The organism is Paenalicyclobacillus ferrooxydans (assembly GCF_001399675.1).
Classification (GTDB): domain Bacteria; phylum Bacillota; class Bacilli; order Alicyclobacillales; family Alicyclobacillaceae; genus Alicyclobacillus_B; species Alicyclobacillus_B ferrooxydans.
Window position 1 is genome coordinate 124,475 of the sequence record NZ_LJCO01000008.1, and the last position, 15,177, is coordinate 139,651.

The window sequence follows — 15,177 nt, forward strand, 5'->3', positions numbered from 1 at the left end:
TTTACCTTAAAGCGCCTTTACGCTTTAGTCGCACTTCAACCTGAATGTTGGTCGTGGCGTGTGCAAAGTCATGAGGCCACCGCGAGCTTACATATTCCGCCATTCGGGGATTTTGCGTGACGAGCGTCTCCCCAAAACCAAAAGGATCCGTTTCGTTGTGTTGGAATTTTTTAATTATTTGATCAACTTGCACTTTTATTTGATCAGACATCACTCGTTCATAGCGCTTTATGTCTTTGTGGTTGAGTGGTACCAATCCGTCACTCTCGTCTCGTAAGATGACCGCATTAATACGGATTTGTGCTCTTAGCACACGCCCACGCCCTCTGTTCATGGAGACAGAAAGGTTTGACTTGGTCTTAACCTCACCTACCCCAAAGGACTCTGCTCCGTCGATCACGTTGAAGGAAATGCTTTGCACACGGCGGCAAAGCATATTGAAGTACAGTGTTTCTTCCGGAGTTAACTCCATGCAATGATTGTGTTGTACCGGAACAACTAACCCGTCCACCCGAAAGCCTGTAGGCGTCTTTTGAATTTCGCCTCCATACGGCTGCCTGCCGATTGTCCAAAAATCGCGCCAAAACTCCCAGAGATGAGTTCGGACCGTGTATCCGTGTTGTTTAACGGACGAGCTCAAAATCCGATCGAAGGAATCTGCGGGCGTCAAGTCTGTTTTAGCAGCAAGCACCTCTGACGGGGGCTGTGACGTAAATTCAACCCACGATAGCTTTTCAAATCTCGGGTTTCGCATGAATTCTCCTGTTATGCGTCGAAATTGAGCATGGGATAGTTTCGTGCTATAGAGAATAAGTTGTATGTTTCCGAGGTACAATCCTTTGTCTGATTGAGTTTGAGCTTTTGATACGGCCTCATCAAAACTAAGTGCTGAGATAACGTAGTTGTGGTAATTTGACGTTGGCTCTTCACCGCCGCTTCCAGGAGCCGTCCCCCCTTGCCCGGGCTGCTGAAAAACTGGAACCTGCAGGGTATACGTGAACATCTTCTGATTGTCGCTGGTTGGTTCTACACCTACGGCTATGATTTGAGACCGATCATTGATCTTCTGATAATCCCAACACCCAGGTAAAAAAAGCATGCACAGGGTAAGCCAGGATAAAGTAATAATCCGTTGTCTAATCATTTGAGCGGTCTCCGCCAATTTCCTTTTTTTGACGGTGGACTGGATGTACTTAATGGAGCGTGTTTTGCGGGGTTGCGATAACGCGACTCTGCTGTTTGGTCTTGTACACGTAGATGTCGCGGGCGTTGCCTAAACAAGTTGTAGGGAGCCCTGATTATGCCATCCGTAACGAGGTCTCTGAAGTATTCTCCACTGAACGGGTCTGCGTAAGATACGCCAAACGATTTCAAGAAACAAACTTCGTATATGCCTGCAATCGTCACAAGCACTACACCGTATAACCCAAAAAACGCAGCTGCGACATCCATTACCCAAGTACCGACTCGAATTACAATTGCGAATTCGTAACTCGGGGATACAAAGATACTTACCGCTGCTAAGGCGACTACGATTATAAGAATGTTACTTACGATACCGGCTTGAACACTCGCTTCTCCAACGACCAAACCTCCGACGATACCGATCGTTTGACCCATTTGTTTTGGCATACGCAAAGTCGCCTCACGTAAAATTTCGATGATAAGTTGCATGATGAGAACCTCAATAAATGCGGGAAACGGGACACCCTCTCTGGACTTCGCGATTTGCAGTCCGAGGACTTTGGGTAACAACTCGGGGTTATAGTCTGTAAATGAGATGTAAAGGGCTGGGAGGTACAACCCGAACATGAACGATACAAATCGAAGCCATCGAACCAAGGTGGCTTCGTGAAATGTGTGACTAAAGTCCTCCGAAGTCTGAAAGAAATCCCGAATTGTAGCCGGAACCATAAGCACCGTCGGGTCACCGTCGACGAAGATTACCACCTTACCCTGATTCACTTCATGCGCCACACTGTCAGTTCGTTGTGCGGTTCTGGTGAGAGGAAAGATTGACGATTTGTGGTCGATGATTAAATGTTCCAGTTCCGCCCCTTGATTAATCGTATCAACGTGGACTGCGTTAATCCTTTCAAGCACCGTGTTTATCAGTGTTGGATTCGCTACATCTTCCAAGAATACAACAGCCACGTCTGTCCGGGTCCGATATCCAACGTTCAGTTTCTTTATCCGAAGTGTATCAGTGTTCAATATTTGTCTTAGTAATCCTATATTTATATCCAAATTCTCTACGAAGCTAATCTGCGGTCCTCGAACTGAAGATTCAATATAAGGCTGCTCCGGTGTACGGTGTTCAACAAACTTGGCACCCAGTACAATCGCAGGGACGACCCCATCAACCAGCAACACTAAATCTCCGGAAGTGATCGATTCTCTCAGTGCGTGTAAATTTGTCACGTATATACTATTCGAACTTGGAAGAACCTTTTCAGTTAAGTATTGAGCAAGATCCTTGGGAGATAGTCGGGGAAATTGGTGTTGCTGAAGGCTTCTTAGGCACTCCTCAACAGCTTTATGGTCGCAGACAGTAGTGATAAATATGCAAGCAGCTGAGCGTCCGGCAATTTCCGTGAGCCGTACTATGTAATCATCGCTTTTACCTAGTGTTTCAGCGAAATGTTCAAGGACCTGATTTAAATCCCCCTTGTAGTGCGGAGAATTTCGATAGTCCCGGACGTTTTGAGTTCTTGTACCTAGGAGCTGAAATTTTTTGCGTCCAGGAATCTTAAACACGAACGATTTCACCACCATATCGAAGAGGCCATATCTGTCTACCAAAGTTAAGATTCCCCAACTCAAATCAATGTATGTCTCTCTTAGTGGCAGGATATTCCGATTGAAGTGAGACAAAATTAAAACCCGCAGGTGAAATTGGAACGGAAGGTGGGTGAAATTCATTCACTCACAAATAAATGGAGTAAAATTCAAATACTTTCCTTTGTGGTATATTTGCACAAAGGCGTTAACCTTAGAGTAGTCAAGTGAAAATGAAACGTACAGTTCTGGACACGGTTCTTCGAGTTCTCCAGGAGGGAGGCATTTCCTTGGCTGGCATTGTAGGTGAACGGATTGCTGATTATCTTGAAGGGCATCGTAATGAACTCCTCAACACATGGATGTCTAGGGCTATAGCAAACCAGGAGGATCCGTATCTAGAAGTTATAAAGACAAATGGTTCTATGATGATAGACGTCATTATTGATTCGGCCAGAGGCAAAGCCACGCACATGGCAGCATTACAAGAACTAGCCTCCAAGGTGTCTTATGAACGCGTACAAGCCAATGTGAATATTAGTGAATTCGTTTACAACGTAGCAGTGGGGCGTACTGCGCTTTTTTCTCATATTCCCAAAATCGACATACCAATCCAGGACTTGTACCCAGTTTTTGAAGGGTTCAATACGTTGTTTGACCAGTTCTTGTACAGTGCAGTTCACAACTATACCGACCTTAAAGACCAACAATTGGTGGAACAGTCGATGTTCATCGAGCAGTTACATGAGGACAAGTTGACGATTTTGGGGCAGATGTCTTCGAGTTTTGTTCATGAATTTAGGAATCCGTTGACTTCAGTAATCGGATTTGTGCATCTCTTACGTGAGAAATACCCGTCCTTGGAATACATCGATGTCCTAGCAAAGGAATTAGATGAATTGAAATTCCGCGTAACCCAGTTCCTCCTTATTTCAAAAAGAGGGGGGGATGAGCCTGAAAAGCAATGGTTTCGGCTAGGAGAGATAGTTCATGAAACCTTGAATTTCTTATATCCTGTCATCGTAAACTCAAATGTTCAGGTTACCTCCGACCTCGACGAATCTGGCACGTTATTTGGTTATCGTTCTGAATTTCGCCAAGTATTAATCAACATCATCATGAATTCAATCGATGCTCTGGCTGCATGTTCCGAAAAGGTGATTTGTATTCAAGGTTACGCGGATAATGGACATTTTATTGTAGATATCTCAAACAACGGGCCAGCGATTCCCCCCAATATGATTTCAACCATTTTCGAACCATTTGTATCGACGAAAAAGCTGGGTACAGGTATCGGACTTTATCTGTGTCGAAAAATAATTACGGGTCATGGCGGCACGATTGAATGCCATTCAGATGAGCAGAAGACGACATTTCACATTGTCATTCCACGGAAGTACGTAAAATCCACGACTTAGAGAAGACTCCAGTTAGATGCAGACCTCAGTGATAGGCGTTGCTCCTTTTCCTACGATGAATAATAAATCACAAACACTCAGCTATCGCTCAGGAACATGTCGATCCGACTCTGCATGGGTCTAGAGGAAGAGCTGCAAACGGAGTAAAGGCGTCGCATGTCGATCGCTCAGCATAAGGCTGAGCATGCCGACAACCGTGACTCACTGAACGGCGTCGGGATACCCCTCTTGAAGAGGAAAAACCAAAGAGCTGTGAGAACGACCAATACTTCCTACGCAGAAGCGGGGGAGTATTGGTCTGTGTTAGTGCCTGATTAATAGTCCAGATGCCCCCCTGGTTTCAGCCGACGACGAAAGACCCAATACGTCCATAGTTGGTAGGCCATCACAATCGGCAGCAATGTCAACGCAATAATACTCATCACAGTCAAGGAATAGTGTCCGCTCGCAGCGTTATATATCGTCAGATTCCAGGCAGGGTTGAGTGAACTAAGCATGACACGCGGGAATAAATCGTAGAACACTGTTGCGCTGGAACATGCGATAGTGACTGCGTTCAGTAAAAATGCCCAACCGTCATGTTCTGTGTAGACGAGAAAGGGTACCGAGAGGAGTGTGATTCCAGCCAATACCGGCAAGCTGCCAGGATCCAGACCGACCTTCTGGAAGAGGTCCGTTTGAAAATAGCTGTAGACAACGAATAGAAACATCGCCATTGTGGTCCACACACCAATCCGTTTGGCCGTTTGCCTAGCTTTGTTGCGAAGCTCGCCTTCAAGTCGAAGTGTCAGAAATAGAGCACCATGAAGTGTGCACATCAAGGCGAGAGAGATACCGCCGAGGATAGTAAATGGGCTGAGCAAATCCCAGAACGTACCTACATAGTTCATGTGTGCGTCAATAGGGACACCCTTCATCAAGTTCGACAGAGCGACACCCCAAAGTACAGGCGGAAGCAAACTGCCGACGCATGCTGCATAGTCCCAGAAGACTCGCCAGCCCGGATGGTGTAACTTGCTCCGGAACTCGAACGCCGTGCCCCGGGCCATTAATGCCAGCAACATGAGAAACAGGGGGACGTAAAACCCACTGAAGAGCGTTGCATACCAATTTGGGAATGCTGCAAACATCGCAGCGCCTGCCGTGATGAACCATACTTCGTTGGCATCCCAAAACGGACCTATGCTATTGATAAGGAGTCGCCGCTCTTCGTCTGTCTTTCCGAGAAAGGGTGTCAGGATGCCTACACCGAAGTCAAATCCCTCCAATACAAAGAAACCCGTGAAAAGGACGGCGATAATGATAAACCACAAGACGTTGAGACTCATGAAGCTGGCCTCCCCTGAAATTTCATTCCTGTCTTACGCATGGTTCAGATCTGCGGTTCGATCGTCCGTAAAGTGTCTGTAGGATCCATTTCATCGGGGCCATCGTCAGCATCGGGTCCTCTATGAATGAATTGGTAAAACAGATACACGTCGATAACAGCAAAGGCCAGATAGACAATGCCGAACCCGAGAATTGTCATCAAAACAAGCGGGGCTCCTACGGTTGGCGAGATGCTGTCAATGGTCTTGAGCAATCCGTTTACTGCCCATGGCTGCCTTCCCATCTCTGTCATTAACCAGCCCGTTGTATTCGCTATGTAGGGAAGGGCAATGGCCCAAACCATGATCTTCAGGTACTTTCTACGCTTTACAAGCCACTCATCATCCCGAAGACCTCGAAATGCTCCGTACAAGGCAAGCAGGATCATCAGTGAACCGGCGAACACCATCAGGCGGAACGTCCAAAAGGTGACCCAAACCGAGGGAACGTAGTTTCCCGGGCCGTATTGACGGATGTACTGTGCTTGCAACTCATCGATTCCCGGGACAGAGCCGTACGTGTGGTTATAAGACAGAATACTGAGCGCGTATGGGATTTCGATATCAATTGGGTTTCGGTGATGGGCAGAATCAATCCATGCAACCAATGACCAGGGTGCGTGATACGGGCTGGTGTGCCACAGAGCTTCTGAAGCGGCCATTTTCATCGGTTGACTGTGTATTAGCAACTGTCCTTGGGCGTGACCAACTACGGCTACCAACAGACTCGAGATGAGGCCGGCATAAATAGCGATTCGAAAGGACTTAGCAAACAAGGCAGTTTCGCGTCGACGAAGCAGGTAATACGCGCTCACCCCGGCGACAAAAAATGATCCAGTCGTGATTGCGCCTAACCACACATGAGGAAATTCAACACGCAATTGCGGATTCGTGATGAGCGCACCGAAGCTGTTCATTTGTGCCCGGCCGTTGATAACCGCGTAGCCGACTGGCTCTTGCATAAAGGCGTTAGCTGTAAGAATCCAAAATGCCGACAGGCTGACGCCAAACGCGACCATCCAGATGGAGAGCAGGTGTACTTTGCGCGGAACGTGATTCCAGCCAAACAACCAAACACCGATAAACGCAGATTCAAGAAAGAACGCTGCCAGTGATTCAATCGCAAGTGGGGCGCCAAAGACATCGCCGACAAATCTGGAGTAGCTGGACCAGTTCATGCCGAATTGGAATTCCTGCATGATGCCGGTCACAACCCCAAGGGCAAAGTTAATCAGGAACAGTTTGCCCCAGAATTTCGCCATGCGCAGATAAACTCGGTCTCCTTTGATAATGTACAAAGTCTCCATAATGCTGATTAGAAACGCCAGCCCAATGGTCAGCGGCACGAACAAAAAATGATATACCGTCGTCATACCAAATTGCCATCGGTCTAGCCATGTAACCCACATCATTGTCACCCCGGAGTTCTTGCCTCAGATTTTGGGAGTCAATCGACTCGTCCAGGTTATTCCTTGTCCTAGTTTGGTATAGCGTGGAAGTTTTATACGAGGGTATGTAACCTGCTGAGGTCATGTTCGATAGCTGTTCATAGAGACTGCAATTTCTGATTCATTTCGATGTTTGAATGACCGCTAATGTTACAACTTGCGACTAGGGTTTTCCCCGATGTCAAGAGGTTTGAGGGACATGTTATTTTGTTCAAGCGGGAGGTGAGAACGAACAGATGACAGACGTTCAAGACATTCTATCAGTCGTTTCGGGAGGAACCGTTGGGTTTGCTTTGGGTCTGCTTGGTGGAGGAGGTTCGATCTTGGCCGTACCGCTGCTGCTGTACGTGGTTGGGATCCATGATGCACATGTCGTCATTGGAAGTACGGCCATGGCAGTCGCCGTGAATGCGTATTTTAACTTACTTCCTCACGCACGATCCGGTCACGTTCGCTGGAAGCCCGCTGTCTGGTTTGCAATCTTCGGAGCCGTCGGAGCGGCTTTCGGTTCCTTTGTCGGCAAGCTGGTTCCTTCGAAAGATATATTGTTTCTATTTGCGGTCCTCATGCTTGTCATGGCGTATCGCATGATGAAGGGAAATTTGCCGGGGAGTAGTGGGGATTCCGCAGCATCTCAACGAGGGCGTTTCTGGCGGTTGCCAGCAAGTGCAGGAACTGTCGGTATCTTATCTGGATTTTTCGGTATCGGCGGAGGTTTTCTCATTGTCCCGGCGCTCATGTACTCCGCAGGACTCTCAATGGTTGAAGCCGTTGGGACATCGTTGTTTTCGGTTGGAAGTTTCGGGTTGACAACAGCGGTCAGCTACAGCTTGTCTGGGCTGGTCAATTGGGGCATTGTTATCCCGTTTATTTTAGGCGGGGCGGCGGGCGGAATCGCCGGAACCATGTTGGCAAGCAGACTCGGGAAACAGAAGACGACGCTGCGATACGTTTTTTCCGGAGTCATCGCTGTTGTCGCACTGTACATGCTTGTGATGAGCTTCCAAGCGCTGCAGACGCATATCGCATAGGCGAGTGACTTCATCCCAAGCTTGAGTGTGACTCAGCCTATGAAAAGCAGTGAAGAAGTATTCAAATGAAAAATATGAGCGAGGAGAGATGACAGATGAGCAACACGTTACACTACACAGTGGTCATCGTTGGCGGCGGAACGGGTGGGATTACCACTGCAGCGCAACTCCTGCGTGCTGATAATAGACTTCTCAACGAGATCGCCATTGTGGACCCGGCTGAAAAACACTACTACCAACCCCTGTGGACTTTAGTGGGTGCTGGGCAGGTAGAGCGCGAGGTGACAGAACGGGATGAGGAGTCTGATTCGAGGCTGTCCGCATTTGATTTATATGAGGTGCTGGCTTGCCGCGTATTGTATTAGATCTGCTCGCGAGCGAGCCTGAATCCGCGCAACGATATGAGCCCTGTGAGCTTCGACGGTCTTGATACTGATGTGAAGTCGGTCGGCAACCTCTTTGTTGGTGTACCCCCGTGCAATCAGCGTCAGCACCTCTGTTTCGCGGGGCGACAGTAAGGACCGAGCGTGTTTCTGGGTCTGTAGACGCTGCAGTATGCGTGTTTTTGTGTCTAGCGGAATGCGGGCTGGCAGATACGGGATGGACGGGGAAGCTAAAATTGCTCGAATGGCCTCGATAATCTGGTCGCTGGAGTCATGCTTGAACAAGACTCCGCTGGCGCCTGCACTGAGCATTCGTTCAATGTGCGGCTCGTCATCGAACATCGTCAACATGAGAACGCGGCTGGCGGGGACCGTCTCTCGGATGTGGCGCGTGGCTACGATTCCGTCTGTCCCCTTTGGCATGTGGACGTCCATCAGTATAATGTCTGGTTGAAGACGAACGGCCAATGGCACTGCTTCATCACCGCTTTCCGCTTCGCCTACTACCTCGAGATTGCTTTCCTCCTCCAGTAACAGTCGAATCCCCTGACGAACGAGGGCATGGTCATCAACAAGTAGAATGGTCGTTGGCTGCATCAAAACTTTCCCCCTTTTTCGTCATGGCAATTGTTTGGCGTTTGAAGACGGCAAGGTTTTTCTCCAGGACATAGGAATGACAAGATGAATCTGAGTCCCCTCTCGCTCATGGCTCGTAATGGAAAAGGGACTCCCGATCGCCCGTGCGCGTTCTTGCATGTTGCGAAGGCCATATCCGGTGAAATCTTGACTTTCAGGGCGAAACCCTATGCCATTGTCATGGATGTCGAGTGTTATGATGTCGTTCTCTTGATTCAGTTGAATGACCACAAAATCGGCGCGTCCATGCAAGACGGCGTTGTGTGTGGCTTCCTGAACGATACGGTAGATGTGGACTGCAGTCTCCGGGGGAACCTGAGTGTCGCTCGGTATATTGGTGATGTACGACACCATGAGGTTTGTGTTTGTCATGGTTTCCGCAAAGGTTTGCAGCGCAGCTACGAGTCCAAGACTGTACAAAACAGCCGGATACAGTGTTTTGGACAGGGCTCGTACCTCTTCGATACTCGTGTCCATTTGCTGTTGAAGTTCACGAATTTTAGCGGACAGCTTCGGGGTGTCGATATGCTTTGCAAGATGACCCAAGCCCAGATTGACTGCGTACAGGCTCTGGGAAACACCATCGTGAAGCTCTTGTGAAAGCCGTTTTCTTTCTTCCTCTTGAACCTTCCAAGTTTGGTAAGTAAGCCGCCTCGTCAACCGAAGTTCTTCTTCTTGCTGCTCAAGCGTAACATCTCGAATTGTGATGACCATGTCTCGTATTCTCGAATCATTTTGGGGCATGAGAAAGGTACGGCTCATTCCGACTGTGACCCAGCCCTCTGTCCTCGTTGGAAGCTGTGATTCGAAGTAGCTGCGATCGCGCTCTTGGGCGAGCAGACAGCGTTGCTCTCCTGGGGCCAATTGCCGTTCTTGGCAGTATCGGCAATACGGTACCGTGTCATTTAAATTCCAACCAGTCATGCGAACGGCAGCTGGGTTTGTATATACAATAGATCGATTAGGATCCATCACGATAATGCCATCGCTCAGCGAGGTGAATAGTTCACGAAATCTTCCGTACTCCATCTTGCGAAGGTCCCTGGATTCGTGTACAAGTACGGCGAAGCCGATGATTGAACCAATCAGTAACAACACCATTGCAATGCCGAGACTGGTGTCTCTGAAGCGAAGATATGCTGCGAGAAGAAACCCTGTCCCAATCAGCATTGTCCACGTAATTCGAACAAACCCCAAGACCCGTGCAGATGGCTCCACCATTCCAACCTCTCCATTACGGAATCTGCTCTTCAGATATCCTGCGTTAGGTATACATCTTATCCCGATAAATAACGAGATTTCCAATCAGGTGTTTACCCTAATCGGGTTTTACCCGATGGAACACCTCTGTGGACAGACGTACCATGACAGAGAACCGCGCGTGGGTTCTTCGTCGTTCATAGTCTGGCCGTTTGGCGCACAATCAATGAATTTGAAAGGTTGTCGTCTACGACATCAGAAGACAATGGTCAACCTGTTTACCGATGAAATACCCGCAAGGAGTTGAGACATATGTCACATGTAATGATGGCACGTGCACTGTTTGGGATTACCCTGGGTTATCACATTGCCTATGCGACCATTTCTGTGGGAGCACCAATGTTGATTGTTGTGGCTGAAATCCTTCACCTGAAGACAGGTCAGGAAATATATCGATTATTTGCGAAGCGTGTCACGATGGTACTGGTTCTCTTGGTCGGCGTTGGGCTCGTTACTGGGACGACGGTTGCGGTCATGTTATCGGTCCTCTGGCCAGGATTTATGAAAACAGTCGGTCAGGTTATTAACCTTCCCTTTCAAATTGAGGTCTTTGCTTTCATGCTGGAATCGTTGTTCCTAGCCATCTATATCTATGGCGGACAACGCTTGTCAGCCCGTACCCGAATTATCAGCGCGGGATTGGTATCTGTCGGCAGCGGACTGTCAGCTCTTCTCATCACAGATGTAAATGCATTCATGAATACCCCGGTCGGATTTCAATGGGTGAATGGAAGGGTCACAGATGCACATCCCTGGCAAGCAATGCTCAGTCCTGCGATGCCTACTGAACTTGCTCACGTGTTGGTGTCCGCTTATATGACGGTGGGGTTTGTCTTCGCAGCTATTGCCGCAAAGGGTCTTTTGAAGCGGGGTATAACAAAGGTTGAACGAGACTACCACAACAAGGTGCTGCGCTTGACGATTATATTTGGGGGCGTGATGGCGGTTGCAACCGCTGTAATCGGAGATGCGTCGGGGAAGTTCTTAGCTCACTTTCAGCCAGAGAAGTTAGCTGCTGCAGAAGGATTGTTTCAAACAACTCATCATGCACCACTTGTTATCGGTGGGGTCGTCAATGCAGCCACCGGGAAGGTTGTCGGAGGTATCGCTATCCCAGGGTTGCTGAGTTTTCTTGCCACCGGAAGCCTGTCGGGTCAAGTCACTGGATTGGACGCATTTCCAAGGACAACCTGGCCGCCGCTCTTCGTCCACAGTTTGTTTGATGTGATGGTGAGCATTGGTTCCTTCTCTATCGCGGTCGCTGGGGTTTATGTTCTGTACTTGTGGCGCCAAAGAAGCATGCCGAGATGGCTGCTTTGGACCATCGTAACAACTGGGATTTTGTCCATGGGCGGCATTGAAGACGGTTGGGTCATTGCTGAGATTGCGCGACAACCATGGATGATTTATGGATACCTGCACGTCTCTCAAGCGGTTACGGCTTCGGGAGGCATCAGCTGGATGTTCGGCGGATTTCTATCTCTTTACACTGTACTCCTGGCGGGTACAATTTGGGCACTTCGAGTGTATTTCCGCAAGCATCCATTACCGACAGACGGGATGTCCTGCTCCACGGAAACAAGTCCAGTGAAGAAGCGAGGTGTGTCAGCATGACACTCATTCATGTGGGTGCAGGTTTGATCTGGCTGCTCATCCTTGTCTATGGCATTCTCGGCGCAATCGACTTTGGGTCAAGTTTCTGGCGCTGGTATTTCAATCGGCGGGGTGAATGGAACGCAGAAGCCATCGCGAGAAATTACGTCAGTCCAACGTGGGAACTGATTAATGCGTTTCTGATTCTGATTCCGGTGACCCTTGTGGGATTGTTCCCGGGTGCTGTGTTTGCGTATGGAACGGTGCTGCTCGTACCAGCGACACTCCTTTTGGCCTTGATCGCTCTGCGCGGCGCGTATTGGCAGTTTGGCTATGCATCAGCCCATCGGCAAAGCCAAACGATTCTGGTGGTTGGTATTACAGGTTTGATATTGCCGGGAGTATTTTCAACCTTGTTGCCGTTGTCGCAAGGTGGTTTCGTCAATGTGATGGACGGGGTGTCTCGGCTCCGGACGCTTTACTTCTTCATGAGTCCAGCTGTTTATCTGTACACGGTGTTTGGCATCACATTGGCTCTGTATGTGGCTGCTCTCTTTCTCAGTCGTTACGCGTACCTTGGCCGACAATTCTCTGTGTATGCCCGCTACCGCAGGCAAGCTCTCTGGACTGGACCCGTGAGCCTCATCGCGGGGGTTGCCGCGGTAACCGTACGGGTGCCGGGGAGTCTCAACATGGCAGCGCGGATGATGCATTGGTGGCCCATATTGGCTGCTTCACTTGCGTCATTCGCTGTGTCCTACGGAGCCTTATGGTGGGCTGGACGTTTTGGCAAGACAGACAAGGGACTCAGGTTCCTCAATATCTCCCTGGTGTTTACGTTAGTTCAGTTAACGACGGCACACTTTGCTTACGGTCTTGCACATGCTGTCTATTGGCTCTACCCCTATGTGACCTTTGCCAATTCGGTCTCGAATCCCATCATGTTCCGAGCAACGTTGCTTGTACTTGGCGTAGGAATGCTCATTCTGACACCTGGATTTTTGTGGTTTCGTCATCTGTTTATTACGGACCGCGATTACGTATCCGGGAGGTCCACCACAGGTTCACAGTGACGGCAAGTAGGGGACAGTCGGTATGGTGCAACTCAGTTCCTGGCAAACTACGTCTCAGTGCACGTTGTGACGTGGAGGGCTGTACATGGCAACTACGCCAGAAGTTTTGTATCAATCGCTGTTCGCTTTCGTCGTCTTGTTTATCCTGGCTCGGATCATGGGGAAACGTCAGGTTGCCCAGTTAAACTTCTTTGACTATATCGCGGGTATCACCATCGGGAACATTGCCGCTTCGTGGTCGCTGGATGAAATCCGTGACCTGCACGCTATTATCGCATTGCTCATCTGGACGGCTCTCTCACTAATCATGTCTTGGCTGCAAAGAAAATCACATCGTGCACGCCTCTTGATTGATGGGAGACCGACCGTATTGATTCGGAACGGCAATGTTTTGGATGGGAACTTGAAGAAGGCGAAGCTCGACATCGACGAAATGATGTTGCTGCTTCGCACCAAAAACGCTTTTAAGCTTGCGGATGTCGAGTTTGCCATTCTGGAGACAAACGGAACACTGAACGTCATGAGAAAATCTGATGTGGAACCCCTCACGCCGAAAGCTGCCGGGATTCCGGTCTTGTCAGAGCGTGAACCACGAGTCTTGATCGTGGACGGAAATGTGATGGAGCAGTCCCTGGACAGAAGCGGCTATACGAAAGAGTGGCTGTACGGGGAAATCCTGAAACAGGGTGCAAAGCGATTCGAAGACGTTTTTCTTGCTCAGGTAGACTCAAATGGCAGTTTGTACGTGGACTTGTACTCTGACCCCCAGAAAGAACCACAAGTTAAAGAGAAACCCTTACAAGCAGCGTCGTTGAAGAAGATTCAGGCTGACCTTGAAAATTTCGCATTGGAAACCAAAAATCCGGAAGCAAAGGCCTTGTATACAACGTGTTCACAACAACTGCAGGAAGTGATTGAAAAGGTGGGGCCGTATTTAAAGGGATAACCGACAGGTCAGTTTGGCAACGATTCGAAGCATATTTGTCCTAACGCGGCGTATGGTGGTAAATGTACCAACTTGTCCGCCGTTGGAGGGGTGAATGTGCACGGGGAATTGACTGCCTTGCTATCAGCAACCTGTTACGCCGTCTCAAACCTCTTAATCCGGAAAGGGCAGGACGACACACTACCTTCTGATTACGGACTGTTTCCCGTCTTGTTGATCACAGGAGTCATTCTGTCGATCACTTTGACTATCGATGTTTCATATGACAGAGGGCCCTTGATGGATAAAGGCTTGGCGGGAACCATGGGTATTTTGTTCTGTGCTCTGTCTGGACTGTTAGCGACACTTTTCGGACGCCTCGCACTTTACACAGCGATATCCCGGATTGGAGCTACACGAGGTTCTATCATTGCAGCGATGTCTCCGCTCGTTACACTGACGGTGGCACTGGTCATTTTGCGAGAACGGTTGACGCTCTTTGATAAAACTGGCATCGGTGTTTTGCTGGTTGGTGTGTTCTTGCTGCTCTTCGAACAAAAACTGTTTCCAACGAGGTTTGCGCCAAGTGATGTTGTAAAGAGCGGTATCGCGATTGCCGTTTGGGCAACTTTGTTCCAGGGAGTTGGGTACGCCTTTCGCAAAGTTGGCATACTGTACCCGATTGACTCGCTCTTTGCCGGCGTTGTCGACACCTGGGCTGCTCTGCTCTTGTACATCGTTTTTCTGTCTCTAACGGGCCGACTAGTTCCGCTTCTCAGGCACTACTGGTCCCATATGAACCTCTCTATCGTCTCGGCTGGTGTTGTCATGTCAGCCGCGGTATATCTGTTTTTTGAGGCTGTATCAGACGTTCCCGTATCCACGGTGTCTGTCATCATGGGTACGCAACCTGTCATTGTGGCACTTCTCGCAGGCCTGTTCATGAATAAACTGGAACGGCTGACGATAGCCACCTGGTTGAGCTCACTGATTGTGTGTGTGGGCGTCATCTTGCTTGGTATCTAGTTGACGTCTGCACTAGGCACCAATGGCATCTTCTTGCGCAGGTTTCCCGTCCGCAACTGCGGTCGCGCGAAGGCTGTTCACATGTCCAGTTAATGCCTCTTTTCGGGAAGTGATGTTGCACACGCCGAGCGCGTAATCAACCCCGTTGATTCGTCGAAATCCGGTTGAGAACTGTCGCTTAACTTCTGAAGCTAGGTGAAGGCAATCGCAATTCAAGCAATATACGAAGCTTTCCACAC

At 49.1% G+C, this 15,177-nt stretch carries 13 protein-coding genes and 1 pseudogene; 7 read left to right on the top strand and 7 right to left on the bottom strand.

The genetic code is table 11. The features are described 5' to 3' along the window. Position 1: 1 nt before the first annotated feature. Positions 2 to 1,162, bottom strand: coding sequence for a Ger(x)C family spore germination protein (locus AN477_RS00720; protein WP_157061740.1), 1,161 nt, complete (start codon positions 1,160 to 1,162; stop codon positions 2 to 4). Further along, complete coding sequence (locus AN477_RS00725; protein ID WP_083485811.1) at positions 1,141 to 2,922, bottom strand: spore germination protein; 1,782 nt, start codon at positions 2,920 to 2,922, stop codon at positions 1,141 to 1,143. The genes AN477_RS00720 and AN477_RS00725 overlap by 22 nt, the downstream gene beginning before the upstream one ends. A 146-nt stretch (positions 2,923 to 3,068) precedes the next feature. Between AN477_RS00725 and AN477_RS00730 the strand changes: the two genes are divergently transcribed. After that, entirely contained in the window at positions 3,069 to 4,196 is a 1,128-nt protein-coding gene (locus AN477_RS00730) for a sensor histidine kinase (protein WP_054967271.1), read from the top strand. A gap of 314 nt (positions 4,197 to 4,510) precedes the next feature. Here AN477_RS00730 and cydB read toward each other — a convergent pair whose 3' ends face one another. Next, complete coding sequence (gene cydB / locus AN477_RS00735) at positions 4,511 to 5,524, bottom strand: cytochrome d ubiquinol oxidase subunit II (RefSeq protein ID WP_054967272.1); 1,014 nt, start codon at positions 5,522 to 5,524, stop codon at positions 4,511 to 4,513. 44 nt (positions 5,525 to 5,568) lie between these two features. After that, positions 5,569 to 6,972: a cytochrome ubiquinol oxidase subunit I gene (locus tag AN477_RS00740; RefSeq protein ID WP_054967273.1), complete on the bottom strand. Its 1,404-nt coding sequence runs from the start codon at positions 6,970 to 6,972 to the stop codon at positions 5,569 to 5,571. A 275-nt stretch (positions 6,973 to 7,247) separates the two neighbouring features. Here AN477_RS00740 and AN477_RS00745 point away from each other — a divergent pair, with 275 nt between their 5' ends. After that, a complete protein-coding gene (locus AN477_RS00745; RefSeq protein WP_054967274.1) occupies positions 7,248 to 8,042 on the top strand; it encodes a sulfite exporter TauE/SafE family protein in 795 nt (264 codons plus the stop codon). Between the two features lie 95 nt (positions 8,043 to 8,137). Beyond that, positions 8,138 to 8,347 (top strand): annotated as a pseudogene (locus AN477_RS25345) (pyridine nucleotide-disulfide oxidoreductase); the annotation flags it as partial. Positions 8,348 to 8,371: 24 nt separating this feature from the next. Here AN477_RS25345 and AN477_RS00755 read toward each other — a convergent pair. Continuing rightward, positions 8,372 to 9,022, bottom strand: coding sequence for a response regulator transcription factor (locus tag AN477_RS00755; protein WP_054967276.1), 651 nt, complete (start codon positions 9,020 to 9,022; stop codon positions 8,372 to 8,374). Between the two features lie 21 nt (positions 9,023 to 9,043). Next, on the bottom strand, positions 9,044 to 10,282 hold the full coding sequence (locus tag AN477_RS00760) for a sensor histidine kinase (RefSeq protein WP_054967277.1): 1,239 nt from the start codon (positions 10,280 to 10,282) through the stop codon (positions 9,044 to 9,046). Positions 10,283 to 10,573: 291 nt separating this feature from the next. Between AN477_RS00760 and AN477_RS00765 the strand changes: the two genes are divergently transcribed. From AN477_RS00765 to AN477_RS00780, 4 genes are all read left to right on the top strand, one after another. Beyond that, complete coding sequence (locus AN477_RS00765; protein WP_054967278.1) at positions 10,574 to 11,935, top strand: cytochrome ubiquinol oxidase subunit I; 1,362 nt, start codon at positions 10,574 to 10,576, stop codon at positions 11,933 to 11,935. Beyond that, the gene (locus AN477_RS00770; protein WP_054967279.1) at positions 11,932 to 12,987 is read left to right on the top strand and encodes a cytochrome d ubiquinol oxidase subunit II; all 1,056 of its coding nucleotides are present in this window, start codon (positions 11,932 to 11,934) and stop codon (positions 12,985 to 12,987) included. The genes AN477_RS00765 and AN477_RS00770 overlap by 4 nt, the downstream gene beginning before the upstream one ends. Positions 12,988 to 13,072: 85 nt before the next feature. Continuing rightward, positions 13,073 to 13,933: a DUF421 domain-containing protein gene (locus tag AN477_RS00775; protein WP_054967280.1), complete on the top strand. Its 861-nt coding sequence runs from the start codon at positions 13,073 to 13,075 to the stop codon at positions 13,931 to 13,933. Between the two features lie 96 nt (positions 13,934 to 14,029). Further along, complete coding sequence (locus tag AN477_RS00780; RefSeq protein ID WP_054967281.1) at positions 14,030 to 14,938, top strand: EamA family transporter; 909 nt, start codon at positions 14,030 to 14,032, stop codon at positions 14,936 to 14,938. A gap of 12 nt (positions 14,939 to 14,950) precedes the next feature. Here AN477_RS00780 and AN477_RS00785 read toward each other — a convergent pair whose 3' ends face one another. After that, positions 14,951 to 15,175 carry a hypothetical protein gene (locus AN477_RS00785; RefSeq protein ID WP_054967282.1) on the bottom strand — a complete coding sequence of 75 codons (225 nt, stop codon included), beginning with the start codon at positions 15,173 to 15,175 and terminating at the stop codon, positions 14,951 to 14,953. Positions 15,176 to 15,177: the final 2 nt, after the last annotated feature.